We start from the raw sequence: 24,234 nt of genomic DNA, 5'->3' as shown, positions 1-24,234 counted from the left end.
TCCCCCGCGGGAAGGCTTGCACCCTGCCGTCGATCAGTGCGTTGGTGGGACTGCGGCTGCGTTTCGTCGTCTTCCGGCGGTCCGGACGAGCGTCACGATCAGCCCGATGATTCCGGCGGCGAGCACGCCCACGCCCGTGACCAGCCACCAACGCAACGCGGGGTACGTGGCATCTTCGAACGGCGCGCCGGGCAAACCCGCGTCGGTGAACGCGGTCGGGCGCGCCAAGGGCGCCGGGTGGAACAGGCCTCTGGTGCCGGCCACGAACCCGGTGACCGCGGAAACCGGCACCAAACCCAAGAAGCGCGAGTCGCGGGCGCGGCCGCGCTCGTCCCCGAGCAGGAACAGCTCGCCCTCGTGCAGACGCACGAGGTACGGCGTGGTGGCGGCCGCGTCGTGCGCGTACTCGTCCTGGGCCAGGTAGTCCTCGGTGATCGGCTTGCCGTCGACCGAAAGCCGCCCTGCGGTGCAGCAGGCGACGATGTCGCCGCCGACCGCGACCACGCGCAGTGCCGCGAGCCCGGAGGAGTCCGGGTGGGCGAACGCGCCGCGGTCGAACATGACCACGTCCCCGCGGTGGACTTCCTCGCCGCCGGACGTGCGCACGACGGCCTGGCCACCCGGCTTCAACGCGGGGCTCATCACCGGGCCCGGCACCCGATAGGCCCGGTAGGCGGCGACGGCCGTGCCCCCGCCATATATGGCGGCGCCGAGGCCGAGCAGGGCCACGGCGACCCAGACCGCGAGCGCGGGAGACCGCCGCGGTTCCGGCGGCGCGGGCGGGACGGCGAGTTCGGTCACGACGATCTATCGCCCCCTCACCTGCGTCGTCACCCCGTGCGCGGCGCGTACATGATCACCGCGACCCCGGCCAGGCAGAGCAGCGCACCGAGCACGTCGTACCGATCAGGGCGGTAACCGTCCGCAACCATCCCCCAGGCCAGCGAACCGGCGACGAACACCCCGCCGTACGCGGCGAGGATGCGGCCGAAGTGGGCGTCGGGCTGGAGGGTGGCCACGAAGCCGTACACGCCCAGCGCCACGATGCCGCCGCCGATCCAGAGCCAGCCGCGGTGCTCGCGGATGCCCTGCCAGATCAGCCAGGCGCCACCGATTTCGCAGCCGGCCGCGGCCAGGAACAGGAGGATCGACCGCAGGATCACCCCGGGATGCTAACCCGGGCCCGCTCCAGGCGCGGTATAGGCCGTTATACGCAAAGCGGGCCACCCCGGAGGGTGACCCGCTCGACGAAGGAGAACTCAGACGGTGAAGCCGAGGGCGCGCAGCTGCTCGCGGCCGTCCTCGGTGATCTTCTCCGGGCCCCACGGCGGCATCCAGACCCAGTTGATCCGGAAGTCCTTGACCAGCCCGCCGGACGTCAGCGCCGCCGACGTCTGGTCTTCGATGACGTCGGTCAGCGGGCAGGCCGCGGACGTCAGCGTCATGTCCAGGGTCGCCGTGTTGTCCGGTTCGACGCGGATGTCGTAGACCAGGCCGAGGTCGACCACGTTGATGCCGAGCTCCGGGTCGACGACGTCGCGCATGGCCTCCTCGACGTCCTCGATCTTGGCGAGGTCGAGGTCCTGCTTCGCGGTGGTCTCGGCGTCGAGGTCGGCGGCGGTGCGCCCCTCACGCGTGGCGGTGTCTTCGGTCATGCCTGTCCATCTCCACTGCTCGTCCGGGCGACGGCGTCCTTGAAAGCCATCCAGCCGAGGAGGGCGCACTTCACGCGGGCCGGGTACTTGGCGACGCCCGCGAAGGCGACCCCGTCCTCCAGCACGTCCTCGTCGGGCTCGACCTTTCCTTTGCCCTGCATCAGTTCCACGAAGGCGTCCATGGTGGTGAACGCCTCCTCCAGCGTGTGGCCGACGACGAGATCCGTCAAGACCGACGTCGAAGCCTGGCTGATCGAGCAGCCCTGGCCGTCGTAGGAGACGTCGGCGACCTTCCCGTCGTCGATCTTCACCCGCAGCGTCACCTCGTCGCCGCAGGTCGGGTTGACCTGGAACGACTCGGCGTCGAACGGGTCGCGCAGGCCGCGCCCGTGCGGGTGCTTGTAGTGGTCCAGGATGATCTCCTGGTACATGCTCTCCAGGTTCACTGCCCCACCCCGAAGAACTTCTGCGCCTCGCGGATCCCGGCCACCAGGGCGTCCACTTCGGACAGGTCGTTGTAGAGGTAGAACGACGCGCGCACGGTCGCCTGCGCGTTGCAGGCGCGGTGCAGCGGCCACGCGCAGTGGTGGCCGACGCGGACGGCGATGCCGAGGCTGTCGAGCACCTGGCCGGCGTCGTGCGGGTGCACGCCGTCGATCACGAACGACACGGTCGCGCCGCGGTCCTCGAGGTCCGTCGGCCCGATGATCCGGACGCCGGGGATCGCGCCGATGCCCTCGATCGCGGCCGCGGCGAGCTGGTGTTCGTGCGCGGCGACGCGGTCCATGCCGATGGCCGAGAGGTAGTCGACGGCCGCGCCGAGGCCGATGGCCTGCGACGTCATCGGCACGCCCGCCTCGAACCGCTGCGGCGGCGGCGCGAAGGTCGAGCCCTCCATGCGGACCATCTCGATCATCGACCCGCCGGTGAGGAACGGCGGCATCGCTTCGAGCAGCTCGGTGCGGCCGTACAGCACGCCGATGCCGGACGGGCCGAGCATCTTGTGCCCGGAGAACACCGCGAAGTCGACGCCCAGCGCGTGGAAGTCGACGGCGAAGTGCGGCACCGACTGGCAGGCGTCGAGCACGGTGAGCGCGCCGGCCGCCTTGGCCTTCTCGACCAGCAGCGAGACCGGGTTGACCGTGCCGAGCACGTTCGACTGGTGCGCGAACGCGACCACCTTGGTGCGCGGCGTGATCAGTTCATCCACATCGGACAGGTCGAGCCTGCCCCCGGGCGTCACCTTGAACCACTTCAGCGTCGCCCCGGTGCGCTGGCACAGCTGCTGCCACGGCACGAGGTTCGCGTGGTGCTCCATCTCGGTGACGACGATCTCGTCACCCGGGCCGACCACGAACCGCGCGGCCTCGGGACCGGCGGTGGCGGCGTTGCTCATCGAGTACGCGACGAGGTTGATGCCCTCGGTGGCGTTCTTGGTGAACACCAGCTCTTCGGGGTCGGCGCCGACGAACTCGGCGATCTTCGCCCGCGCGGACTCGTAGGCGTCGGTCGCCTCTTCGGACAGCTGGTGCGCACCGCGGTGCACGGCGGCGTTCGACGTGAAGACGTACTCGCGCTCGGCCTCGAACACCGCGGTCGGGCGTTGCGAGGTCGCCCCCGAGTCCAGGTACACCAAGGGTTTCCCGTCACGAACGGTGCGCGACAGGATGGGGAAGTCGGCCCGGAGGGCCGCCACGTCGAGTGGCACAGAGCTGGCCGAGGTGGTGGTCATCGGGCCGACTCCTCTCGTTCTCGGTGTCGTACTGGGAAAAGCGTCAGAGAGCGGCCGGCTCGGGCTTGCCGACGTACTTGACGTAGCCGTTCTCCTCCAGCTCGTCCGCCAGTTCCTTGCCGCCCGACTCGACGATGCGGCCACCGGCGAAGACGTGCACGAAGTCCGGCGTGATGTGCCGCAGGATCCGGGTGTAGTGCGTGATCAGCATGACGCCGACCTCGCTCGAAGCCTTGTAGTTGTTCACACCCTCGGACACGACGCGCAGGGCGTCGACGTCGAGACCGGAGTCGGTCTCGTCGAGGATGGCGAACTTCGGCTTGAGCAGCGCCAGCTGCAGGATCTCGTGACGCTTCTTCTCGCCGCCGGAGAAGCCCTCGTTGACCGAGCGCTCGGCGAACTCCTGCGAGATCTCGAGCTTGCCCATCTCCTCCTTGACCTCCTTGACCCAGTGGCGCAGCTTGGGGGCCTCGCCACGGACCGCGGTGGCCGCGGTGCGGAGGAAGTTGGACATGGACACGCCCGGCACCTCGACCGGGTACTGCATCGCGAGGAACAGGCCCGCGCGGGCGCGCTCGTCGACGCTCATCTCGAGGACGTTCTCGCCGTCGAGGAGCACCTCGCCCGAGGTGACTTCGTACTTCGGGTGCCCGGCGATGGCGTAGGACAGCGTGGACTTGCCCGAGCCGTTGGGGCCCATGATCGCGTGCGTCTCGCCCGACTTGATGGTCAGGTTGACGCCCTTGAGGATCTCCTTGGCGCCCTCGTCGGTCGTGACCGAGGCGTGGAGGTCCTTGATTTCCAGGGTAGCCATTTCTTCGTTTCCTAAGTCAGAGAGGGCGGTCAGGCACCGACGGCTTCGAGTTCGGCTTCGATCGCGGCTTCGAGGCGCTCGCGCACCTCGGGGACGTCGATCTTGACGAGGATCTCGTGGAAGAACCCGCGCACGACCAGGCGCCGCGCGGCTTCTTCGGCGATCCCGCGCGACTGCAGGTAGAACAACTGCTCGTCGTCGAACCTTCCCGTCGCGCTCGCGTGGCCGGCACCTTCGATCTCGCCGGTCTCGATCTCGAGGTTCGGCACCGAGTCCGCGCGCGCCCCGGGGGTGAGCACCAGGTTGCGGTTGAGCTCGTAGGTGTCGGTGGCCTCGGCCGCGGCGCGGATCAGGACGTCGCCGATCCACACCGTGTGCGCGTCTTCGCCCTGCAGCGCGCCCTTGTACATCACGCGCGACTTGCAGTTCGGCACCGCGTGGTCGACGAAGAGGCGGTGCTCCTGGTGCTGGCCGGCGTCGGCGAAGTAGACGCCGAGCATCTCGACGTCGCCGCCCTTGTCCGCGAACGTCGCCGTCGGCGAGATGCGGACCAGGTCACCGCCCAGGGTGATCACGGTGTGCCGCAGCGCGGCGTCGCGGCCCAGCTTCAGGTGCTGCTCGGAGACGTGCACCGCGTCGTCGGCCCAGTCCTGGACGCTGACCACGGTGACCTTGGCGCCGTCGCCGATGACGAACTCGACGTTGTCGGCGTAGGTGCCGGAGCCGACGTGGTCGAGCACGATCACGGCCTCGGCGAAGGCCTCGGCGCGGACCTGGAGGTGCCCGTAGGCGACCTCGCCCTCGCCCGGGCCGTGGATCCGCAGCACGGACGGCTTCGACGCCTTCGTCTCCTTCGGCACCGTCACGACGGTGGCCTTGGTGAACGCCGAGTACGCCTGCGCGGCGATCCGGTCGCTCGGGACACCCGCGGCGCCCAGCCGCTCGTCGTCCCGGCCGACCGACTCGATCTTCAGCTCGGGTGCGGCTTCGGCGTCGAGGGTGATCTCGCCGGTGGCGGCGGCGGTGCCGTTGTGCAGGCCGCGGAGGCGCTTCATCGGCGTGAAGCGCCAGTTCTCCTCACGACCGCCGGGGACCTCGAAGGCCTCGACGTCGTAGGAGGTGAAGCGCTCCGCGCGGGAGGCGGCCGGAATGACCGCCCCCTCGCGAAGAGCCTCGGAAACGTTGTTCTCAGTGACCGACATGACTAGCCGACGGACCCTTCCATCTGGAGCTCGATCAGGCGGTTCAGCTCGAGCGCGTACTCCATCGGCAGCTCACGGGCGATCGGCTCCACGAAGCCGCGCACGATCATCGCCATCGCCTCGGCCTCGTCGAGCCCGCGCGACATCAGGTAGAACAGCTGGTCCTCGCTGACCTTGGACACCGTGGCCTCGTGGCCCATGGACACCTCGTCGTTGCGGATGTCCACGTACGGGTACGTGTCCGAGCGCGAGATGGTGTCCACCAGCAGCGCGTCGCAGACCACGCTGGAGCGCGAGTGGTGCGCCCGCTTCGCGACCTTGACCAGGCCGCGGTAGGACGTCCGGCCGCCGCCGCGCGCCACCGACTTCGACACGATGGTCGAAGAGGTATACGGCGCGAGGTGCTCCATCTTGGCGCCCGCGTCCTGGTGCTGGCCCTCGCCCGCGAACGCGACCGACAGGACCTCGCCCTTGGCGTGCTCGCCCATGAGGAACACCGACGGGTACTTCATCGTCACCTTGGAACCGATGTTGCCGTCGATCCATTCCATGGTCGCGCCCTCTTCGCACTTGGCGCGCTTGGTGACCAGGTTGTAGACGTTGTTCGACCAGTTCTGGATGGTCGTGTAGCGGCAGCGGGCGCCCTTCTTGACGATGATCTCCACGACCGCCGAGTGCAGCGAGTCGGACTGGTAGATCGGCGCCGTGCAACCCTCGACGTAGTGCACGTACGCACCTTCGTCGACGATGATCAGGGTGCGCTCGAACTGGCCCATGTTCTCGGTGTTGATCCGGAAGTAGGCCTGCAGCGGGATTTCGACGTGCACGCCCTTCGGCACGTAGATGAACGAGCCGCCGGACCACACCGCCGTGTTCAGCGCGGAGAACTTGTTGTCGCCGGCCGGGATGACCGAGCCGAAGTACTCCTGGAACAGCTCCGGGTGCTCCTTGAGCGCGGAGTCGGTGTCCAGGAACAGGACGCCCTGCTCCTCCAGGTCCTCGCGGATCTGGTGGTAGACGACCTCGGACTCGTACTGCGCGGCGACGCCGGCCACGAGGCGCTGCTTCTCCGCCTCGGGGATGCCGAGCTTGTCGTACGTGTTCTTGATGTCCTCGGGCAGTTCCTCCCAGGAGGTGGCCTGCTTCTCCGTGGACCGCACGAAGTACTTGATGTTGTCGAAGTCGATCCCGGAGAGGTCGGCCCCCCAGTTGGGCATGGGCTTCTTCTCGAAGAGCCTGAGCGCCTTCAGTCGCGCTTCGCGCATCCACTCCGGCTCGGACTTCTTCGAGGAGATGTCGGTGACGACGTCCTCGTTCAGCCCGCGACGGGCGCTGGCGCCCGCCTCGTCGGAGTCCGCCCAGCCGAACGCGTACTTGCCAAGGGACTCGATGGTCTCTTCCTGGCTCAGTGGCGCGGTGGTGGGAGTGCGCTGCTCGGCAGCGGCAGTCATGCGGGTTTCCCTCCATTCGGGATCCGTGCTGTGTGCCCCTCGGGGGACACCGTTCTGGCCGGCTCGGGATGGGCCGGCTGACCCGCCGTGACGGGTACGTGGGTGGTGCACGCGGAGTCCCCGCGTGCGATGGTCGCCAGCCGCTGGACGTGGGTGCCCAGCAGCTTCGCGAACGCCTCCGTCTCGGCCTCGCACAGCTGCGGGAACTCCGCGGCGACGTGCGCGACCGGACAGTGGTGCTGGCAGAGCTGCGCGCCCACGTTCTGTCCTGGTGCCGGGGCACCGACCTGGCGGGTCGACGCAGCGTAGCCTTCCCTGCTCAGCGCGGCCGCGAGGGCCTCCGCGCGCGCCGCCGGCTCACCCGGTTCGGTGATCGCCGAGCGGTGCGGGCCGACGAGCTTCTCGATGCGCCGCTCGGCGAAGGCGCGGACGGCGTCCTCCCCGGCGTGCTCGGCCAGGAAGCGGATGGCGGAGACGGCCAGGTCGTCGTAGGCGTGCCCGAAGCGGGCGCGGCCCGGCTCGGTGAGCAGGAAGAGCTTGGCCGGACGACCCCGACCTCGGGGTCCACGGCGCGGCGCGTCCCGCGTCTCGGCTTCGCCGTCCGCGAGCAACGCGTCCAGGTGCCGCCGGACGGCGGTGGGGCTGATCCCGAGCTGCTCGGCGACCACGACGGCGGTCATGGGACCCTGTTCCAGCAGCAGCCGGGCGACCTCGTGGCGGGTCTTGCCCTCCGCGCTGACCTGCGACGGGACGTGCGGGTGTGCGGCGCGGGGCATGTCGCCGCCCGCCTGGTCACCCGCCTCCGTCTTTTTCACAACACAAGTGTGTCTTATTTCCGGGTGACCCGCAAAGGCGGGGTGTCCGGCAGTGACCCGACTCACTCGCCAGGGGGGCCGATACCCTGCACGCGTGGCAGTGGGCGAACAGGAGCAGCAAGTGGCACGGCTCGAAACCGGCAGTGCCCACCCGGTGACGCTCTCGCCCGTCCGCCCCCGCGAACCGCTCCCCCTGGAGGCCGACGAGCAGCGCGGGCTGAACGTCGTCCGCCGCTTCGGCACGGTCGGGTCGCTGTTCCTCGCGCTCGGCTCCCTCGGCGCCGGCGCCGCCCCGGTGATCAACCCGGTGCAGGAGATCCCGGTGCTGCGGCTGTTCACCCGGATCCCGACGGTGTCGCTGGCCATCGCCATCTCCGGGATGGGCATCCTGGTGCTGAGCTGGCTGATGCTCGGCCGGTTCGCCCAGCCCAGCCGGGAGCGGCTGGCGTCGCAGGGCCAGCTCGCGCGCACCACCGCGCTGTGGGTGCTGCCGCTGCTGGTCATCCCGCCGCTGTTCTCCCGCGACGTCTACAGCTACCTGGCGCAGAGCGAGATCGTGCACCGCGGGATGGACCCGTACGTCCTCGGCCCGGCGCAGGCGCTCGGCGTCGCCGACCCGTTCACCGCGGGCGTGTCGAACATGTGGCGCGAGACGCCGGCGCCGTACGGGCCGCTGGTGCTGCGCCTCGGCGGCTGGCTGGCGCCCTTGGCGGGCAACAGCATCGCGGTCGGCGTGCTGCTGCAGCGGCTGCTCGCGCTCGCCGGGGTGGTGCTCATCGTCTGGGCGCTGCCGCGGCTGGCCCGCCGCTTCGGCGTCCAGCCCGCGACCGCGCTGTGGCTCGGCGCCCTGAACCCGCTGCTGATCTTCCACTTCGTCGCCGGCGCCCACAACGACTCGCTCGCCGTCGGCCTGATGCTGGCCGGGCTGGAGATCGGCATCCGGCGGCTGCCGATCCGGGTGAAGGGCGACACGCCACCCCCGCTGGCCCGCGGCGAACTGCTGTACATCGGGCTCGGCGTCGCGATCATCACCCTCGGCGTCGCGGTGAAGCTGCCCGCGGTGTTCGCGCTGCCGTTCTTCGCGGTGATGGTGGCGCGGCGCTGGCACGGCAGGCTCAAGGACCTGTTCGTGGCCGGCGTGCCGATGGCGCTGTGGTTCGGCGTGGTCCTGGTGGCCGTCTGCTTCGGCACCGGCCTCGGCTTCGGCTGGTTCGGGGCGACGTTCAACACCCCCGGCCTGGTCCGCTCCTGGATCTCCCCCACCGCCGAGCTGGCCAACCTCTCCGGCGTCCTCGGCATCGCGCTCGGGCTCGGCAACCACACGAACGCGCTGGTCCCGATCCTCGGCGCGCTGGGCTACCTGGTCGCCGTCGGGATCACCTTCAAGTTCCTCTGGGACAGCTTCAAGTGGCGCTACCGGCCGATCATCGGGCTCGGCGTCTCCATGGGAGCGGTGATGATCCTGCAGATCAACCTGCAGCCCTGGTACGTGCTCTGGGCCGTGATCCCGCTGGCCGCCGCGGCCGGGACGTCGAGGTTCCGCGTCGCCGCGACGGTGATCAGCGCGGCCTTGCCGTTCCTGCTCCCGCCGACCGGCAGCACCTTCGACGGCCGCCCGTACGTGCTGCCGTTCGCCTACGTCGCGGCGATCGTCGTCTGCGGCGGCGGGATGCTGATCGTGCGGCGGCTCGCCCCGGTGTTGCTCGCCAAGCCGTCCCCGCGGCTGCCCGAGCCGGTCGACGCCGTATCGTGACCCGATGTGAGTGCCCCTGCCGTCGAGATCACCGGGCTGGTCAAAAGCTACGGCTCCACCCGCGCGGTCGACGGCCTCGACCTGCGGATGGAGCGCGGCAGCCTGCTCGCCCTGCTCGGCCCGAACGGGGCCGGCAAGACCACCACCGTCGAGCTCTGCGAGGGCTTCCTCCGCGCTGACGCCGGTTCGGTGCGGGTCCTCGGCCTCGACCCGGTCCGCGAGTCTTCGGCGCTGCGTCCCCGCGTCGGGATCATGCCCCAGGGCGGCGGCGCGTACCCGGGCGTCCGGGCGGACGAGATGCTCCGCCTGGTGGCGTCGTGCGCGGCGGCCCCGCTCGACCCGGCGTGGCTGCTGGAGGTCCTCGGGCTGGCTTCGGTGCGCCGGACGCCGTTCAAGCGCCTCTCCGGCGGGCAGCAGCAGCGGCTTTCGCTGGCGTGCGCCCTGGTCGGGCGCCCGGAGCTGGTGTTCCTCGACGAGCCGACGGCGGGCATGGACCCGCAGGCCCGCCGCCTGGTGTGGGACCTGCTGGGCGCGCTGCGCGCCGACGGCGTCTCGGTGCTGCTGACCACGCACCTGATGGAGGAGGCCGAGGCGCTGGCCGACACGGTGGTGATCATGGACCACGGCAAGGTCGTCGTGTCCGGCGCGCCGCAGTCGCTGACGATGGACGAGACGGGCAGCGCGGGCCTGCGGTTCAAGGCCCGCACCCGGCTCGACACGGCCCTGCTGACCGCGGCGCTGCCGGAGGGCTACGCGGTGCGCGAGTCGGCGCCGGGCACGTACGTGGTGGTGGGCTCGGTCGACCCCCAGGTGGTGTCGACGGTGACGGCGTGGTGCGCCCAGCAGGGCGTGCTGCCGGAGGAGCTGCAGGTGGGCAAGCGGACCCTGGAAGAGGTCTTCCTGGAGCTGACCGGACGGGAGCTGCGGGCATGACTTTTGCTCCTGGGACGTTCACCCCGGCGCCCGGACGGGGATCGCTGGGCCGCATGTTGCGCACGCACGCGCGCATCGAGGTCGGTCTCACGTTGCGCCACGGCGAGCAGGTCCTGCTGACGCTCCTGATCCCGCTGGCGCTGCTGATCGGGCTGTCCCTGTTGGACATCCTGCCGGCGTCTTCGCTGGGTTCGGTCCCGCGCGTGGACTGGATCACGCCCCGGATCCTGGCGCTGGCGGTGATGTCGTCGGCGTTCACCGGCCAGGCGATCGCGTTGGGCTTCGACCGGCGTTACGGCGTGCTGAAGCGCTTGTCGGCGACGGCGTTGCCGCGGTGGCTGCTGGTGGCGGGCCGGCTCGCGGCGGCGCTGGTGGTGGTGGCCCTGCAGTCGGTGATCATCGGCGTGGTGGCGGCTTTCCTGGGGTGGTCGCCTTCGCTTTCGGGTCTTCTGTCGGCTGTGGTTCTGCTCGTTTTGGGGACGCTCGCCTTCGGGGCGCTGGGTGTGCTGCTGGGCGGGGCGTTGCGGGCCGAGGCAGTGCTGGCGCTGGCGAACATCGTGTGGTTCGTGCTGCTGCTGGCGGGCGGGATCCTGCTGGCGCCGTCGTCACTGCCTTCGGGGCTGGCTCGGGTGGTGGAGCTGCTGCCGTCGGGGGCGCTGGCGGAGGGGATGCGCGCCGCTTTGGTGGATGGTGCTTTCGCGCCCGGCCCCATGCTCGTTCTGGCGGTGTGGGCGGTGGTCGCCGGAGCGGTGGCTTCGCGGACGACGAAGCTCACCTGACGACCAGTCCGGGCACGGTCTTCGGGTCCCACTTCCAAGCCACCCCGACCCGCGCCCCCGGCGGCAGGCTACGGGCGTTCAGGTCGACGTACCTCGACGACGAAACCGTCAGGATCCGCCGCGAGCCCGCCGGCGGCTCTTCCTGCATGTCGATCTCGGATGATCCCACGTAGCGCCAGCACTTCGAGGGCACACTGTCGCTCGAGAACTGCACCCTGACCAACACTTCCCGGGCTCCTTGGCAGGTGATCGTGGTTTCGGTGTAGCTGGTGAAGCGAGCGGGGTGTTCGTAGCGGCTCCTGGTGGCGAAGAACCCGTACTCCCCTTCGTCGAGCGGAACGGCCAGCAGCACGTCGACGAGCAACGCGTCGCCTTCTTCCGAGATCTTGACGGGCTTGACCTTGCCGATCGTGCAGTTGAGGTACGGCTCGACGTTGACCCGGCCGCTTCCGGCGTGAGAGATCCCCTGGAGCGCCGCCGCCCGGACGCGGAAGCGGTCGACCCCGTCGCTCGTGGCCCTGATCCACCGCTCGGCGGTCCGGACCTCCCGGGTTCCCTTCCCGCTGACGAACGAGGTGATGACCAGGCGGTCCAGGTACACCGGGTCCCAGAGGTCGTTGTGCGCTTCCCCGCGCGGGAGCGGTGTCTTCTGCGTCGCCATCCACAGCGCTCGCAGCTCGGCCTCGTCACCCTCCAGGAAGCGGCCGACCTTCTCGACGAGCGTCCAAGCCGGGACCCGGGACCCCCGCAGCATTTCGTTGACCGTCGTGTGGCTGACCCCGCCGACGGCGGCGGCGATCGTCCGGGTGCTCGGTTTTCCCGCCTTGAGGTGCAGCTTCCGGAGCGTCGCCGCGAGTAGCTCTTCCGGCGTCATGGGCCACCTCCCCACAGGGTGTGACGGCCCACCGTAAGACGCTGTAAAACTACTGTAAACCGCCGTAACGGTGGATTTTTCACCTGATCTTACGTTTGCTGCCATCGTTGTTCGCCTACGTCGTTTGCGAACAAGGAAGTACCCCGATGCCCAAGTCGAACCGATCTTCGTCGCGCACCGCACGAGCACGAACCTTGGTCACCTTCGGCGGGGCGGCCGTCGTGTCACTGGGTTCGGCAGCCTGCCTTATCGCTTGGCTGGACGGCGAATCGCTCACCGTCGCGGTCCTGACTTCCGGCGCAGCCATGGCAGCGCTGCTGAACGCCCTGGTGGCGGTGGCGACGTTCTTGGCCGGGAACCCGCGAAACGACGTCCTCCCGGACCGGTCGCGCGGGCGCGGGAAAGGTGCGGGACGCGACCCGAAGAAACGGCGGTGAACGGATGCCCGCCGATTCCGCCGTCAGGACCAAGGTCCCTTGCGGCCATCCCCGCACTCTGAGCGTCCGGACCTGCCGGAAGCACGTTTTCCGCGCGCTCTACCATCGATGCCGTGCCGTTCACCAGCCTCGTCGCCCGCCTGCCGTTTCCCTCCGCCGCCGTGCAGCGGGCCGTCGGGATCGCCGCGGTCCTCGCGCAGGCGCTGATCGGCGTCACCGGGTCCATCGTGCGCGTCACCGGGTCCGGGCTCGGCTGCCCGACCTGGCCCCAGTGCGTGGCCGGCAGCCTCGTCCCGAAGCACGACTCCGGCATCGACGCGCTCAACCAGTGGATCGAGTTCGGCAACCGGCTGCTCACCGGCGTCGTCATCGTCATCGCCGCCGTCGCGGTCGTCACGGCGTGGCGCGTGCAGATCGACCACCCGGAGCGCAAGCGCCTGGTCAAGCTGGCCTGGACGATGCCCGGCGGCGTGGTGCTGCAGGCCGTCGTCGGCGGTCTCACCGTGCTCGCGAAGCTGGAGTGGTGGACGGTCGCGATCCACTTCCTCGCGACGACCCCGCTCGTCTGGCTGGCGGTGCTGCTGCTGCGCGCGTTCCGCGAAGGCGACGAGACCCCGCGCCTGCTGGTCCCGGCGGCCGGCCGCACGATCCTGGTCCTGCTCGCCGTCGTGATGTGGCTGGTGCTGGCGGCGGGCACCACGGTGACCGGCGCCGGCCCGCACAGTGGCGACATCAACACCCACCGCCTCGACGCCCCGGTCGAGGCGCTCGCCCAGGTCCACGGCGGCCTGCTGGTGCTCTACCTGCTGCTGCTCGCGGTGTTCGGCCTCCAGCTGCTGCGCGTCGGCGCCCCGAAGAGCCTCTGGCAGCGCTACACGGCGGTCTGGGTGGTCGCCGTCGCGCAGGGGGCGCTCGGTTCGCTGCAGTACGCGCTGGGCGTGCCGGAGGCGATGGTGTCGTTCCACGTCCTGGGCGCGATGGCGGTCATCATCGCCACGGCGACGCTGTGGACGGGCAGCCGCGACCGCGGCCCGGTGACGTCGCTGACCGCCGCGCCGCGGGAGCTCACCGCAGCCTGAAGGCAACGCCCGCTTAACTCGGCGTCGGCGTGGGTGTCCGGTTCGTGAGCTACTGTTCGCGCCATGACGTCGCGCACCGCGCCCAAGCCGCTGATCTCCCACCGCCGCGGCACCGGCGAGATGATCGTGCTCAAGACCTTCCTGCTGGTGCCGTTCCTGGCGCTGCTCGTCGCGGTCCCCCTGGTGTGGGGCTGGGGCATGAGCTGGATAGACCTGATCCTCGCGGCGGCGTTCTACGTGTTCGCCACGCTCGGGGTGACGGTGGGCTTCCACCGCTACTTCACCCACGGCGCGTTCAAGGCGTCCCGGCCCCTGCGGGTGGTGCTGGCCATCGCGGGCAGCATGGCGGTGCAGGGCTCGGTGATCTTCTGGGTGGCGAGCCACCGGCGGCACCACGCGTTCGCAGACCGCGAAGGCGACCCGCACTCGCCGTGGCTGTTCGGCACGTCACCGTCGGCGCTGCTGCGCGGGTTCTGGCACGCGCACATGGGCTGGATGTTCGGCCGCGAGGTGACCAACGCGGACCGCTTCGCGCCGGACCTGGTGGCGGACTCGGACGTGCGCTGGGTGAACCGCTACTTCTGGCTGTGGATCACGCTGAGCCTGGCGCTGCCGGCGGTGCTCGGTGGCCTGATCTCGTGGTCCTGGTGGGGCGTCGTGACGGCGTTCTTCTGGGCGGGCCTGGTGCGGATCGCGTTCCTGCACCACGTGACGTGGTCGGTGAACTCGGTGTGTCACCTGATCGGCGAGAGGCCGTTTGCCAGCCGCGACAAGGCGGCGAACTTCTGGCCGCTGGCGCTGCTGTCGATGGGCGAGTCGTGGCACAACTCCCACCACGCTGATCCGACGTGTGCGCGGCACGGGGTGCTGCGGGGGCAGGTGGATATCTCAGCTCGGGTGATCTGGGCGTTCGAGCGGTTCGGCTGGGCCACGAACGTGCGGTGGCCGCGGATGGAAAAGCTGGCCGCCAAGCGGATTTGATCACCCTGAGTAGCCGAGGCCGTCTCTGGAGTGTCAGAAGCCGTCCAGTAACTTCGCGTTACGACCAGCGAAGGGACAAGGCGAGTGAAGCGCAACTGCGGCGAAGAAGTTGGCAGCCGCGCCAGGCGAGCGGCCACGATGTTCTTGGCGGTCGCGGTCATCGCATTGGGCGGCGGAGAAGGCGGCGGCAACACCGGAAACTTCCAGGACCTCGGGGGAGGCGGCGGCAACACCGGCAACAGCGTGGACCTCAGCGGCAACACCGGCAACGACGTGTCCGTCGACGGGGTCAAAGGCGGCGGCAACACCAGCGACTGAACGAGGCGGCCCGCCGAACGGACGAGCGGAAATCCCCGTTACCCAGCGTGAACTCGCTCGGTGGCGGGGATTTCTCGTTGATCCACTGGCCCCCTCGACCAGCTCCCCGCGCACACGACTTGTCACCGATATCGACTTGGTGTACTAGTACACAGAAGGGTGGGTAGAGCACCAGTGAAGGATGCGCGATGTCGATTGAACGGTCGGCGCCAAGCCGGGGCATCGACGGAGGGGGCAACACCGGGAACTGAGACCGGCCCGGCGCCGGCTCTTCCAGTAAGAATGAGGCCACATCGGCGCGGTGTGGCCTCATTCCCGTTCACGCCAGCTGCTGCCGCACCGCCGAGGCGAACCGCATCGCCGCCGCCGGATTCGTCTGGCGGAAGCCCAGTGACGGCTCCGTCAGCTCCAGTTCCAGCAGCAACGGCTTCCCGTCCGCCCCGCGCACCACGTCCACCCGCGCGTACAACAGCTCGGCCCGCAGGATCCCCAGCAAAGCCGAAGCCGCGTCCAGGACGTCCTCAGCCAACGCCACCGCATCCTCAGGCGGCGAAGCCGGCGCCAAGGACTCCGAAAGATACAACCCCGAAGCATCCATTGTGGACCCCAGCATCGCGCCCTTCGTGAACGCATGCGAGTAGATCCCACCCAGATACACCAAAGCCAGCTCACCAGCACTATCCACACTGGACTGATACGGCTGGATCAACGCCGTGTGTCCCTCGGCGTGCAACCCGGCCACATGAGCGGCAGCACCCGAATCACCCCCGGCGAACCGAGCCGCACCCCGCGAACCCGCGCCCACCGAAGGCTTCACCACGAACTCACCAGCGGGAAAAGACGCCGAAGAACCCGGCAAGACCAGCGAGGTCGGCACCACCGCCACCCCAGCGTCCAGCAACTCCACGAGGTACGACTTGTCCGTGTTCCACCGCACCACGTCAGCCGGATTGAACAGTGACGGCACCGACTCGCACCACGCCAGGAACTCGGCGCGGCGGGAGGCATAATCCCAGGTGGCGCGCAGGATCACCGCGTCCGCCGAGGCGAAGTCGAACGCAGAATCCCACGGCGCCCACGAGACCGAAAAGCCCAGCGACGACAAAGCAGGCAGCAAAGCGTCGTCGTCGCCGTCGCCCGAGGGGAGTTCCGCGCAGCTGACCAGGACCGCCGTGCGGCTCACTTGCCCGCCATCTTGCGGCGGTGCTCCGGGCCGATCTTCGTGGCCTGCACCGTCTCCGCGTCCCACGTCGCCGGGGACAGGTCCTCGACCGCCTCGATCAGCGCCTCGCCCGTCTCCACCGAAGGGACCACCACGTCACCAAGAGCGCCGTCGGCTCCGACCAGGACCACCCGGGCGCCCGCGCGGCCGATGTTCTCCACCACCGCGCGGGACGGCTTGCCGTGCGCCTTCACGAACTTGCGGGCCGCGCCCAGCTGTGCGCTGGTCGGCGAAACTGTCTCTGACACGCTCCGAACCATAACCAAGAACCGGCCGGAACGCGGAACAGCGTGGCCTCGGCCATAGTTGCACCGGGAGAACCCGACCCGGAGGAGGAGCCCCATGCCCACCGCAGTGCAGGTGACGAAGACCGGCGGCCCGGAAGTGCTCGAACCGGCCGAAGTGGACGTCCGCGCCCCCGAGGCCGGCGAGCTGCTGGTCGACGTCGCCGCGGCCGGGGTCAACTACATCGACACCTACCAGCGTCAGGGCATCTACCCGATGGAGCTGCCGTTCGTGCCGGGCCTCGAAGGCGCCGGCACGGTCGTCGAAGCCGCGGCCGGGTTCGAACCCGGTGACCGCGTTGCCTGGCAGGGGTCGATCGGCAGCTACGCCGCCCGCAAGCTCGTCCCCGCGTCGGTCGCCGTGAAGGTCCCGGAAGGCGTCTCGCTCGAGACCGCCGCCGCGACCATGCTGCAGGGCATCACCGCGCACTACCTGGTCGCCTCGACCTTCGAGGTCAAGCCGGGCCACGACGTGCTGGTGCACGCGGCCGCGGGCGGTGTCGGCCTGCTCCTGGTGCAGCTGGCGAAGGCGCGCGGCGCCCGCGTCATCGGCACCGTGTCGACGGAGGAGAAGGAGAAGCTCGCCCGCGAAGCCGGCGCCGACGAGGTCATCCGGTACGACCGCGACGACTTCGCCAAGCTCACCCGCGAGCTGACGAACGGCGAGGGCGTCGACGTCGTCTACGACGGTGTCGGCAAGGACACCGTCGACGGCAGCCTGGCCAGCCTGAAGGTCCGCGGCCTGCTCGCGCTGTTCGGCGCCTCCAGCGGCCCGGTGCCGCCCCTGGACCCGCAGCGCCTCAACGCCGGCGGCTCGCTGTACCTGACCCGCCCGACGTCCGGCCACTACGTCCGCACTCGCGAAGAGCTCGACTGGCGCGCGAAGGAGCTGTTCGACGCCATCCTCGCGGGCGAGCTGACCATCCGCATCGGCGGCAAGTACCCCCTGGCCGAGGCCCGCAGGGCCCACGAAGACCTGCAGGGCCGCCGCACCACCGGCAAGCTGCTGCTCATCCCCTGACGCCTCGAAGGCCGCCCCGGGAAGTTCCCGCGGCGGCCTCGACGCAGGTCAGGCGGCGCCGACCGCCACCGCGTCGGTGACGAACACGAGCGTCTCGTTCGGCTTCATGCCGTTGCCGCCGTCGCCGTAGGCGAGGTCCGGCGGGATGATCAGCAGGCGGCGGCCGCCCTGCTTGATGCCCGCCAGGCCCTGGTCCCAGCCGGGGATGACCTCGCCCGCGCCCAGGTTCAGGTCGAACGTCTTGCCGCGGTCGAAGGAGCTGTCCAGCTTCTGCTTGTCCGACCACGTCACCAGCAGGTAGTTCATGCTGAGCTTCTGCCCGGCCTTGGCCGGGTCGCCGGTGCCCTCGGACAGGTCCTTCGTGATCAGCTTCTTCGGCGGGTCGCAGTCGTCCGGGATGGTGATCGTCGGCACCTCGCCGAACTTGCCGGTCGTCTTGACGTCGTCCGCGGTGCACTCGCGGCCCTTGCTCTGGGGCGCCGGCGCGGCGGTCGACGACGGGACGGGCGGTCCCGCCGGAGCGGCCGACTGGGTCTTGGCCTGCTGGCCGCACGCGGCCAGCGACAGCGCCGCCGCGGCGACGACCACGATCTTCCCGATGTTGTGCATGCCGGGCACCCTAGCCAAGCACGGAGAGTGCCGGAACGTCGTCACCGGTGGTGACCACGCCGAGCCGCCGGGTCGCCCGCGTCAGGGCCACGTACAGGTCGTTCAGGCCGCGCGGCGAACCCGCGACGACCTCGTCCGGCGCCACGAGAACCACCGAGTCGAACTCCAGGCCCTTCGACCGCTCGACCGTCAGCACGCTCAGCCGTTCGTCGAACGAGCCGAGCAGCGCCGAAACCGCGTCGAACCGGGCCGCGGGCACCAGGACCGCCACCGTGCCGCCGTCCACTTCGGACAGCTCGCGGGTCACCAGCCCGGGCAGCTCCGCCTCCAGCGACGCCGGCCGCACCGACCACGGCGGCACCCCGGTCTCCCGCACCGAGGACGGCACCGACAGCCCCGGCGAGACCTCCGCGAGCACCCGCGCGGCGACGGCCATGATCTCGGCCGGCGTGCGGTAGTTCACCGTCAGCTGCTCCAGCCGCCACCGGTCCTCGACGTACGGCGAGAGCACCTCGCCCCACGACCGCGCCCCGCCCGCCGCGCCGGTCTGGGCGACGTCGCCGACCAGCGTCATCGACCGGTTCGGCGTGCGCCGCATGAGCAGCCGCCAGTCCATCGCCGACAGCTCCTGGGCCTCGTCGACGATCACGTGCCCGAACGTCCACGTCCGGTCCTGCGCGGCCCGCTGGGCGGCGGTCAGCTCGCTGCGCGCCTGCTGGCGTTCGGCGAACAGCTCGGCGTCGAGCACGTCGGAGACGCGCAGCAGCTCCTCGTCGATGATCTCTTCGTCCTGCTCGAGGATGTCGAGCACGCCCTCGGCGTACGCGCGGTCCTCGCGCTCACGGCGTTTGCGCTCGACGCGCGCCTCGGTGTCGTCGACGCCGATCAGCTCGGCGAGCTCGTCGAGCAGCGGCACGTCCGCGGGCGTCCAGCGCGCGTCGCGGGGGCTCTCCAGCAGGGCGCGGTCTTCGGGTGAAAGGAGCTTGCGGGCGGCGCTGTCGAGCCGTTCGCGGTCGGCGAACAGGTCGTCGAGCACGCCTTCCGGGGTCAGCACCGGCCACAACGAGTCCAGCGCGGCGGCCACGTTCTCGTCGGCGGCCAGCTCGGCGCGGATGTCGGCCAGGTCCTGCCCGTCGAGGAGGTCCTCCCCCAGCTTGCGGGCGGCCTGGCGGGTCAGCGCGTCGAGGACGTCGGAGACGAACAGGCGCCGCGCCGGGTTGTGCGGCCGGCGCGAGCGGCGGGCGCGGGTGCGGGCGTCCGTGCACGTCTTGCGGTCGAGCCGCAGCACGTCGTGCTCGTACTCGATCTCCATGACGGGCTCGGGCACGCGCTGGCGGTCGCGGACGGCGTTGGCCAGCACCTCGGCCAGCACCAGCCGGCCCTTCACCTCGGTGGCCTCGCGGGGTTCGACGCCGTCGGCGGCCAGGCCGGGGTAGAGCTGCCCGATGGTGGCGAGCAGCACGCCGGTCTCGCCGAGCGACGGCAGCACCTGGCCGATGTAGCGCAGGAACGTGCTGTTCGGGCCGACGACGAGCACGCCGCGGGTGGTGAGCTGCTGGCGGTGCGTGTAGAGCAGGTAGGCGGCGCGGTGCAGCGCGACGGCGGTCTTGCCGGTGCCGGGGCCGCCCTGCACGACCATGACCCCGCCGAGCGGGGCGCGGATGATCCGGTCCTGCTCGGCCTGGATGGTCGCGACGATGTCGCTCATCTCGCCGGTGCGGCGCTGTTCGAGCGCGGCCAGCAGCGCGGCTTCGCCGGCCAGCCCGAGGTCCTGGCCCTGGTCGGCGGCGGTGAGGTCGAGGACCTCGTCGTCGAAGCCGGTGACCTTGCGGCTCAGCGACCGCAGGTGCCGCCGCCGTCGCACCCCCTCGGGGGAAGCCGCGGTGGCGAGGTAGAACGGCCGCGCGACCGGCGCCCGCCAGTCGACGAGCAGCGGCTGGTAGTCGTCGTCTTCGTCGAACAGCCCGAGTCGGCCGATGTAGGTGGTTTCCTCGGCGCTCTCGGGGACGAAGTCGAGCCGGCCGAAGGCGAGGCCCTGCTCGACCGAGCCGAGCTGGGCGAGCCGGTCGGTGTAGAGCGTGGTGGCGACGTCGCGCTCGGTGCGGGCCTGCGGAGTGCCGCCGGTCTGCCGCAGCGTCTCGTCGAGGCGGCGCTGGGCTTCGAGGCGCTCGGCGTCGAGCTTCGCGTAGAGGGTGGTGACGTACGCCTGCTCGCGGGCGAGCTCGGCGGAAAAGTCGTCCGAAGACAAGGATCCTGCTTTCGCCTCAAGGAAAAGAGCCAACGAAGTGTAACGGCGGTCGCCGCCCGATCATTCCGTTCCGAGGGCGCAGTACGGGAAGACCTCGCCGGCCCGGACGGCGACGGGCAGCACCTGCTCCCCTCGTGCGCACGACACGTCCGCCGGCGGCAGCTGCTCACCCCCGGTGATTCGCCCGTCCGGGGCACGGAACAGCACCGCGGCACCACGGCTGGTCAGCGCCCGGCAGTTCTCGCTGTGGTACCGGACACCACCGGGGACGACGGCGGCGGTCACCGGCGTGAAGCCGCCCAGGGCCTCCCGGGCGATCCAGATCACCGGGCCGACCGTGGGCCGGTCGAGGAGGACCCCGATCCGCTGGCCGGGGACGAGCAGCGGCACGTCGACGGTCCGGGAGCCGGACGTCACCGGGATCCGGTAGGCGGCGAGAGTGCTGGTGTTCTCCAGCACAGCAGCGCCCGGGCCCTGTTCGGCGACGCGGACGGCGCCGCCGTCGGGCGCCGGGCCGGGACGTGCGGTGATCTTGGCCGGGATGGCGCAGCCGGTGCCGAGCAGCCGGTCCTGGTCGAAGTCGAACCGGCCGTGGCCGAGGAGGACCAGCAGGCCGAAGACGACGACCGCGGTGACCCCGATCCCGATCCGCCGGAGGATCAGAACGGCAGGCCGAGGGTCGGCAGCCCGATGGCCGAGTCGACGGCCAGGGCGACGAACACGATCATCAGGTACGTGTTCGACCGGTGGAACAGCGCCATCGGCTTGGTCTCCTCGCCGCGCCGCACCGCCGCCTGCAGGCTGTGGGCGTAGAAGAGGAACCACCCGCCGGCCAGGATGGCGAACGTGCCGTACAGCCAGGACGTCACCGGGAGCAGCAGCAGCGTCCAGGCCACCATCACCCACGAGTAGATGACGATCTGGCGGGCCACGTGCTGGGCGGTGGCGACCACCGGCAGCATCGGGACGCCCGCGCGCTCGTAGTCTTCGCGGTACTTCATGCCCAGCGCCCAGGTGTGCGGCGGGGTCCAGAAGAAGATCACGCCGAACATCACGAACGCCGGCCACTGGACCGTGCCGGTGACGGCCGCCCAGCCGATGACCACCGGCATGCAGCCCGCCGCGCCGCCCCAGACCACGTTCTGTGACGTGCGCCGCTTGAGGCCGAGCGTGTAGACGAAGATGTAGAAGAGGATCGTCGCGATCGCCAGGATCGCCGAGAGCAGGTTCACCGTGAGGTAGAGCACGGCGGCCGAGGCGACGCCCATCACCAGGCCGAAGATCAGCGCGCCGCGGCGGGGCACCGAGTCCTTCACCAGCGGGCGGCGCTTCGTGCGGTTCATCACCTTGTCGATGTCCGCGTCGATCACGCAGTTGAGCGCGTTCGCGCTGCCCGCGGCCATCGTCCCGCCGACCAGCGTGGCCAGTACCAGCCACGGCGAGGGGATCTGACGGCCGGCGAGGAACATCGCCGGGATGGTGGTCACCAGCAGGAGCTCGATCACCCGGGGCTTGGCCAGCGCGGCGTAGGCACCGACGACCCGGCGGAGGCTTCGCCGCTCACCGTGCGGTCGTTCACCGGTCGGGTGCACGGCGCTGGTGTCTTCACTGCGTCCGTGCGCAGCGTTCACCGGCGACATTTCACTCCCTGCGTCAGGTTCGGGCGGGACAGCGCGGGTAGCCGAAGAACCAGCCCCACTGAACCCTCGAACGATGTTAGACGTGGTGAATCCCGTGGGTGATCGCGGGTCCTCGACCGGCCCAAGCACTAGGCTGGCCGCGACGGGCCGCGATTGCCCCTGCGCATGGCCGCGAGCAGGAATATCGTCCCTTCGGGATCGATTGAGATAAGTAGCCGCGCGTACGGGTAACCGGAACGAGGAAGACCAGCCGCAACCATCATGACCGGGAGTTGGAGTTCAGTGTCCGAAACCGCCACTACCAGCGAGAACAACCCACTCCTCCGGCGTAACGTCCCCGCCGACTGGACCGACACCGACACCCGCGCCGTGGACACCGTCCGGGTGCTGGCCGCCGACGCCGTGGAGAACTGTGGCAGCGGCCACCCCGGCACCGCGATGAGCCTGGCGCCGCTGGCCTACACGCTGTTCCAGCGCACCATGCGCCACGACCCGAACGACCAGCACTGGCCGGCCCGCGACCGGTTCGTCCTGTCGGCCGGCCACTCCAGCCTCACCCTCTACATCCAGCTGTTCCTCGCCGGCTACGGCCTCGAGCTCGAGGACCTCAAGCAGCTGCGCAAGTGGGGCTCGAAGACCCCGGGTCACCCCGAGTACCGCCACACCGACGGCGTCGAGACCACCACCGGCCCGCTGGGCCAGGGCCTGGCGAACGCCGTGGGCATGGCGATGGCCGCCCGCCGCGAGCGCGGCCTGCTCGACCCGGACGCCGCGCCCGGCGAGAGCATCTTCGACCACCACATCTACGTGATCGCCTCCGACGGCGACATCGAAGAGGGCGTCACCTCCGAGGCCTCGTCCATCGCGGGCCGCCAGGAGCTGGGCAACCTGATCGTCTTCTACGACGACAACAAGATCTCGATCGAGGACGACACCAACATCGCGCTGTCCGAGGACACCGTCGCGCGCTACGAGGCCTACGGGTGGCACACCCAGGTCGTCGAGGGCGGCGAGGACGTCGTCGCGATCGAGGAGGCCATCAAGGCCGCGAAGGCCGAGACGCAGCGGCCGTCGTTCATCGCGCTGCGGACCGTGATCGGCTACCCGGCGCCCAAGAAGATGGGCACCGGCAAGGCGCACGGCGCCGCGCTGGGCGGCGAAGAGGTCGCCGCGGTGAAGGAGATCCTCGGCTTCGACCCGGAGCAGTCGTTCCAGGTCGAGGACGACGTGCTCAAGCACACGCGCCAGGCGGCCGAGCGCGGCCGGGCCGCGCACGCGGAGTGGGACGAGAAGTTCGAGGCGTGGGCCCAGGCCAACCCGGAGCGCAAGAAGCTCGCGGACCGGCTGTCCACCCGCACGCTGCCCGAGGGCTTCGCCGACAACCTGCCGAAGTGGGAGCCGGACGCCAAGGGCATCGCCACCCGCAAGGCCTCCGGTGAGGTGCTCAACGCCCTCGCCGAGCCGCTGCCGGAGCTGTGGGGCGGCTCGGCCGACCTGGCCGAGAGCAACAACACGACGATGAAGGGCGCCGACTCGTTCGGGCCCGAGAAGGCCGCCACCGACATGTGGCAGGCCAACCCGTACGGCCGGACGCTGCACTTCGGCGTCCGCGAGCACGCCATGGGCTCGATCCTCAACGGGATCGCGCTGCACGGCGGCACCCGCCCGTACGGCGCGACGTTCCTCATCTTCTCCGACTACATGCGCCCGCCGGTCCGGCTGGCCGCGCTGATGAAGGCGCCGGTCACCTACGTGTGGACGCACGACTCGATCGGCCTCGGCGAGGACGGCCCGACGCACCAGCCGATCGAGCAGCTCTCCGCGCTGCGCGCGATCCCGGGCCTCAACGTCGTCCGCCCGGCGGACGCCAACGAGACCGCGTACGCCTGGAAGGCCGTGCTGGAGGACATCCACCACCCGTCCGGCCTGGCGCTGACCCGCCAGAACGTGCCGGTGCTCGAGGGCACCAGCGCCGAGGGCGTGGCCAAGGGCGGGTACGTCCTGGCCGACTCGGACGGCACCCCGGACGTGGTCCTCATCGCCACCGGCTCCGAGGTCCAGCTCGCCGTCGAGGCCAAGAAGACCCTGGACGCCGACGGCGTCAAGGCGCGTGTCGTGTCCATGCCGTGCGTCGAGTGGTTCGACGCGCAGGACGCGGCCTACCGCGAATCCGTCATCCCGGCCGGTGTGAAGGCCCGCGTGTCCGTCGAGGCGGGCATCGCCCAGTCGTGGCACCGCTTCACCGGTGACGCCGGGGTGAACGTTTCGATCGAGCACTTCGGCGCCTCCGCCGATGCCGCCACACTGTTCCGTGAGTTCGGGTTCACCGCGGAAGCCGTCGTCGAGGCCGCCCGTCGCTCGATCGCCAACACCAAGAATTCCTGAAG

The 24,234-nt window shown here is 70.4% G+C and carries 25 protein-coding genes; 9 read left to right on the top strand and 16 right to left on the bottom strand.

Annotation, left to right across the window (positions count from 1 at the left end; translation table 11 throughout):
• Window positions 1–33 precede the first annotated feature (33 nt).
• The 9 genes from lepB to ACWED2_RS20980 form a co-directional block, all read right to left on the bottom strand.
• Window positions 34–801 carry a signal peptidase I gene (lepB, locus tag ACWED2_RS21020; RefSeq protein WP_449692153.1) on the bottom strand — a complete coding sequence of 256 codons (768 nt, stop codon included), beginning with the start codon at window positions 799–801 and terminating at the stop codon, window positions 34–36.
• A 29-nt stretch (window positions 802–830) separates the two neighbouring features.
• Window positions 831–1,163: a YnfA family protein gene (locus ACWED2_RS21015; RefSeq protein ID WP_449692152.1), complete on the bottom strand. Its 333-nt coding sequence runs from the start codon at window positions 1,161–1,163 to the stop codon at window positions 831–833.
• A 96-nt stretch (window positions 1,164–1,259) separates the two neighbouring features.
• Window positions 1,260–1,655, bottom strand: coding sequence for a metal-sulfur cluster assembly factor (locus tag ACWED2_RS21010; RefSeq protein ID WP_449692151.1), 396 nt, complete (start codon window positions 1,653–1,655; stop codon window positions 1,260–1,262).
• A complete protein-coding gene (sufU, locus tag ACWED2_RS21005; RefSeq protein WP_449692150.1) occupies window positions 1,652–2,101 on the bottom strand; it encodes a Fe-S cluster assembly sulfur transfer protein SufU in 450 nt (149 codons plus the stop codon). The genes ACWED2_RS21010 and sufU overlap by 4 nt, the downstream gene beginning before the upstream one ends.
• A complete protein-coding gene (locus tag ACWED2_RS21000; RefSeq protein ID WP_449692149.1) occupies window positions 2,098–3,387 on the bottom strand; it encodes a cysteine desulfurase in 1,290 nt (429 codons plus the stop codon). Before ACWED2_RS21000 ends, sufU begins: the two co-directional genes overlap by 4 nt.
• A 43-nt stretch (window positions 3,388–3,430) precedes the next feature.
• Complete coding sequence (gene sufC / locus ACWED2_RS20995) at window positions 3,431–4,201, bottom strand: Fe-S cluster assembly ATPase SufC (RefSeq protein WP_449692148.1); 771 nt, start codon at window positions 4,199–4,201, stop codon at window positions 3,431–3,433.
• Between the two features lie 29 nt (window positions 4,202–4,230).
• The gene (gene sufD, locus ACWED2_RS20990; RefSeq protein WP_449692147.1) at window positions 4,231–5,403 is read right to left on the bottom strand and encodes a Fe-S cluster assembly protein SufD; all 1,173 of its coding nucleotides are present in this window, start codon (window positions 5,401–5,403) and stop codon (window positions 4,231–4,233) included.
• Between the two features lie 2 nt (window positions 5,404–5,405).
• Window positions 5,406–6,854: a Fe-S cluster assembly protein SufB gene (sufB, locus tag ACWED2_RS20985; protein WP_449692146.1), complete on the bottom strand. Its 1,449-nt coding sequence runs from the start codon at window positions 6,852–6,854 to the stop codon at window positions 5,406–5,408.
• Window positions 6,851–7,630, bottom strand: a complete 780-nt coding sequence (locus ACWED2_RS20980; protein WP_449692254.1) for a helix-turn-helix transcriptional regulator — start codon at window positions 7,628–7,630, stop codon at window positions 6,851–6,853. The genes sufB and ACWED2_RS20980 overlap by 4 nt, the downstream gene beginning before the upstream one ends.
• Before the next feature lie 160 nt (window positions 7,631–7,790).
• Here ACWED2_RS20980 and mptB point away from each other — a divergent pair, with 160 nt between their 5' ends.
• From mptB to ACWED2_RS20965, 3 genes are read left to right on the top strand one after another with little or no spacing between them, the layout of a single operon-like run.
• Window positions 7,791–9,422, top strand: a complete 1,632-nt coding sequence (gene mptB, locus ACWED2_RS20975; protein ID WP_449692253.1) for a polyprenol phosphomannose-dependent alpha 1,6 mannosyltransferase MptB — start codon at window positions 7,791–7,793, stop codon at window positions 9,420–9,422.
• Between the two features lie 6 nt (window positions 9,423–9,428).
• Window positions 9,429–10,355, top strand: a complete 927-nt coding sequence (locus ACWED2_RS20970; RefSeq protein ID WP_449692145.1) for an ABC transporter ATP-binding protein — start codon at window positions 9,429–9,431, stop codon at window positions 10,353–10,355.
• Complete coding sequence (locus tag ACWED2_RS20965; protein WP_449692144.1) at window positions 10,352–11,134, top strand: ABC transporter permease; 783 nt, start codon at window positions 10,352–10,354, stop codon at window positions 11,132–11,134. The genes ACWED2_RS20970 and ACWED2_RS20965 overlap by 4 nt, the downstream gene beginning before the upstream one ends.
• On the opposite strand, the gene ACWED2_RS20960 is transcribed toward ACWED2_RS20965, so the two are convergent.
• Window positions 11,127–12,008, bottom strand: a complete 882-nt coding sequence (locus tag ACWED2_RS20960; protein ID WP_449692143.1) for a hypothetical protein — start codon at window positions 12,006–12,008, stop codon at window positions 11,127–11,129. The genes ACWED2_RS20965 and ACWED2_RS20960 overlap by 8 nt on opposite strands.
• Window positions 12,009–12,154: 146 nt before the next feature.
• Here ACWED2_RS20960 and ACWED2_RS20955 point away from each other — a divergent pair, with 146 nt between their 5' ends.
• The 4 genes from ACWED2_RS20955 (at window position 12,155) to ACWED2_RS20940 (ending at window position 14,823) form a co-directional block, all read left to right on the top strand.
• Window positions 12,155–12,445, top strand: coding sequence for a hypothetical protein (locus ACWED2_RS20955; RefSeq protein WP_449692142.1), 291 nt, complete (start codon window positions 12,155–12,157; stop codon window positions 12,443–12,445).
• Window positions 12,446–12,558: 113 nt separating this feature from the next.
• Window positions 12,559–13,524 (top strand): COX15/CtaA family protein, encoded by a 966-nt coding sequence (locus ACWED2_RS20950; RefSeq protein WP_449692141.1) that lies wholly within the window; start codon window positions 12,559–12,561, stop codon window positions 13,522–13,524.
• Window positions 13,525–13,587: 63 nt separating this feature from the next.
• Window positions 13,588–14,505 carry an acyl-CoA desaturase gene (locus ACWED2_RS20945; protein ID WP_449692140.1) on the top strand — a complete coding sequence of 306 codons (918 nt, stop codon included), beginning with the start codon at window positions 13,588–13,590 and terminating at the stop codon, window positions 14,503–14,505.
• Window positions 14,506–14,589: 84 nt separating this feature from the next.
• On the top strand, window positions 14,590–14,823 hold the full coding sequence (locus ACWED2_RS20940; RefSeq protein ID WP_449692139.1) for a hypothetical protein: 234 nt from the start codon (window positions 14,590–14,592) through the stop codon (window positions 14,821–14,823).
• Window positions 14,824–15,142: 319 nt separating this feature from the next.
• Here ACWED2_RS20940 and ACWED2_RS20935 read toward each other — a convergent pair whose 3' ends face one another.
• Complete coding sequence (locus tag ACWED2_RS20935; RefSeq protein WP_449692138.1) at window positions 15,143–16,006, bottom strand: ATP-grasp domain-containing protein; 864 nt, start codon at window positions 16,004–16,006, stop codon at window positions 15,143–15,145.
• Window positions 16,003–16,305, bottom strand: a complete 303-nt coding sequence (locus ACWED2_RS20930; RefSeq protein ID WP_449692137.1) for a hypothetical protein — start codon at window positions 16,303–16,305, stop codon at window positions 16,003–16,005. Before ACWED2_RS20930 ends, ACWED2_RS20935 begins: the two co-directional genes overlap by 4 nt.
• 82 nt (window positions 16,306–16,387) lie before the next feature.
• Here ACWED2_RS20930 and ACWED2_RS20925 point away from each other — a divergent pair, with 82 nt between their 5' ends.
• Window positions 16,388–17,350, top strand: a complete 963-nt coding sequence (locus ACWED2_RS20925) for a quinone oxidoreductase family protein (protein ID WP_449692136.1) — start codon at window positions 16,388–16,390, stop codon at window positions 17,348–17,350.
• 48 nt (window positions 17,351–17,398) lie between these two features.
• Here ACWED2_RS20925 and ACWED2_RS20920 read toward each other — a convergent pair whose 3' ends face one another.
• The 4 genes from ACWED2_RS20920 to ACWED2_RS20905 form a co-directional block, all read right to left on the bottom strand.
• Window positions 17,399–17,959 carry an FKBP-type peptidyl-prolyl cis-trans isomerase gene (locus ACWED2_RS20920; protein ID WP_449692135.1) on the bottom strand — a complete coding sequence of 187 codons (561 nt, stop codon included), beginning with the start codon at window positions 17,957–17,959 and terminating at the stop codon, window positions 17,399–17,401.
• 10 nt (window positions 17,960–17,969) lie between these two features.
• A complete protein-coding gene (locus ACWED2_RS20915; protein WP_449692134.1) occupies window positions 17,970–20,207 on the bottom strand; it encodes a HelD family protein in 2,238 nt (745 codons plus the stop codon).
• Between the two features lie 60 nt (window positions 20,208–20,267).
• Window positions 20,268–20,666, bottom strand: a complete 399-nt coding sequence (locus ACWED2_RS20910; RefSeq protein WP_449692133.1) for a hypothetical protein — start codon at window positions 20,664–20,666, stop codon at window positions 20,268–20,270.
• A gap of 200 nt (window positions 20,667–20,866) precedes the next feature.
• On the bottom strand, window positions 20,867–21,847 hold the full coding sequence (locus ACWED2_RS20905) for a heme o synthase (protein ID WP_449692132.1): 981 nt from the start codon (window positions 21,845–21,847) through the stop codon (window positions 20,867–20,869).
• A 282-nt stretch (window positions 21,848–22,129) separates the two neighbouring features.
• Between ACWED2_RS20905 and tkt the strand changes: the two genes are divergently transcribed.
• Window positions 22,130–24,232: a transketolase gene (gene tkt, locus ACWED2_RS20900; protein WP_449692131.1), complete on the top strand. Its 2,103-nt coding sequence runs from the start codon at window positions 22,130–22,132 to the stop codon at window positions 24,230–24,232.
• The last annotated feature ends 2 nt before the right edge of the window (window positions 24,233–24,234 follow it).

The sequence above is a fragment of the Amycolatopsis sp. NPDC005003 genome (assembly GCF_053600695.1).
This window is presented reverse-complemented; position numbering and strand designations above follow the sequence as displayed.

Bases quoted from the DNA above. Each gene is read 5' to 3' on its own strand.
- ACWED2_RS21010 (WP_449692151.1), bottom strand. From the start codon at position 1,655: ATGACCGAAGACACCGCCACGCGTGAGGGGCGCACCGCCGCCGACCTC.
- ACWED2_RS21000 (WP_449692149.1), bottom strand. From the start codon at position 3,387: ATGACCACCACCTCGGCCAGCTCTGTGCCACTCGACGTGGCGGCCCTC.
- sufC (WP_449692148.1), bottom strand. From the start codon at position 4,201: ATGGCTACCCTGGAAATCAAGGACCTCCACGCCTCGGTCACGACCGAC.
- sufD (WP_449692147.1), bottom strand. From the start codon at position 5,403: ATGTCGGTCACTGAGAACAACGTTTCCGAGGCTCTTCGCGAGGGGGCG.
- sufB (WP_449692146.1), bottom strand. From the start codon at position 6,854: ATGACTGCCGCTGCCGAGCAGCGCACTCCCACCACCGCGCCACTGAGC.
- ACWED2_RS20980 (WP_449692254.1), bottom strand. From the start codon at position 7,630: ATGCCCCGCGCCGCACACCCGCACGTCCCGTCGCAGGTCAGCGCGGAG.
- ACWED2_RS20965 (WP_449692144.1), top strand. From the start codon at position 10,352: ATGACTTTTGCTCCTGGGACGTTCACCCCGGCGCCCGGACGGGGATCG.
- ACWED2_RS20960 (WP_449692143.1), bottom strand. From the start codon at position 12,008: ATGACGCCGGAAGAGCTACTCGCGGCGACGCTCCGGAAGCTGCACCTC.
- ACWED2_RS20955 (WP_449692142.1), top strand. From the start codon at position 12,155: ATGCCCAAGTCGAACCGATCTTCGTCGCGCACCGCACGAGCACGAACC.
- ACWED2_RS20945 (WP_449692140.1), top strand. From the start codon at position 13,588: ATGACGTCGCGCACCGCGCCCAAGCCGCTGATCTCCCACCGCCGCGGC.
- ACWED2_RS20930 (WP_449692137.1), bottom strand. From the start codon at position 16,305: ATGGTTCGGAGCGTGTCAGAGACAGTTTCGCCGACCAGCGCACAGCTG.
- ACWED2_RS20925 (WP_449692136.1), top strand. From the start codon at position 16,388: ATGCCCACCGCAGTGCAGGTGACGAAGACCGGCGGCCCGGAAGTGCTC.
- ACWED2_RS20920 (WP_449692135.1), bottom strand. From the start codon at position 17,959: ATGCACAACATCGGGAAGATCGTGGTCGTCGCCGCGGCGGCGCTGTCG.
- ACWED2_RS20905 (WP_449692132.1), bottom strand. From the start codon at position 21,847: ATGTCGCCGGTGAACGCTGCGCACGGACGCAGTGAAGACACCAGCGCC.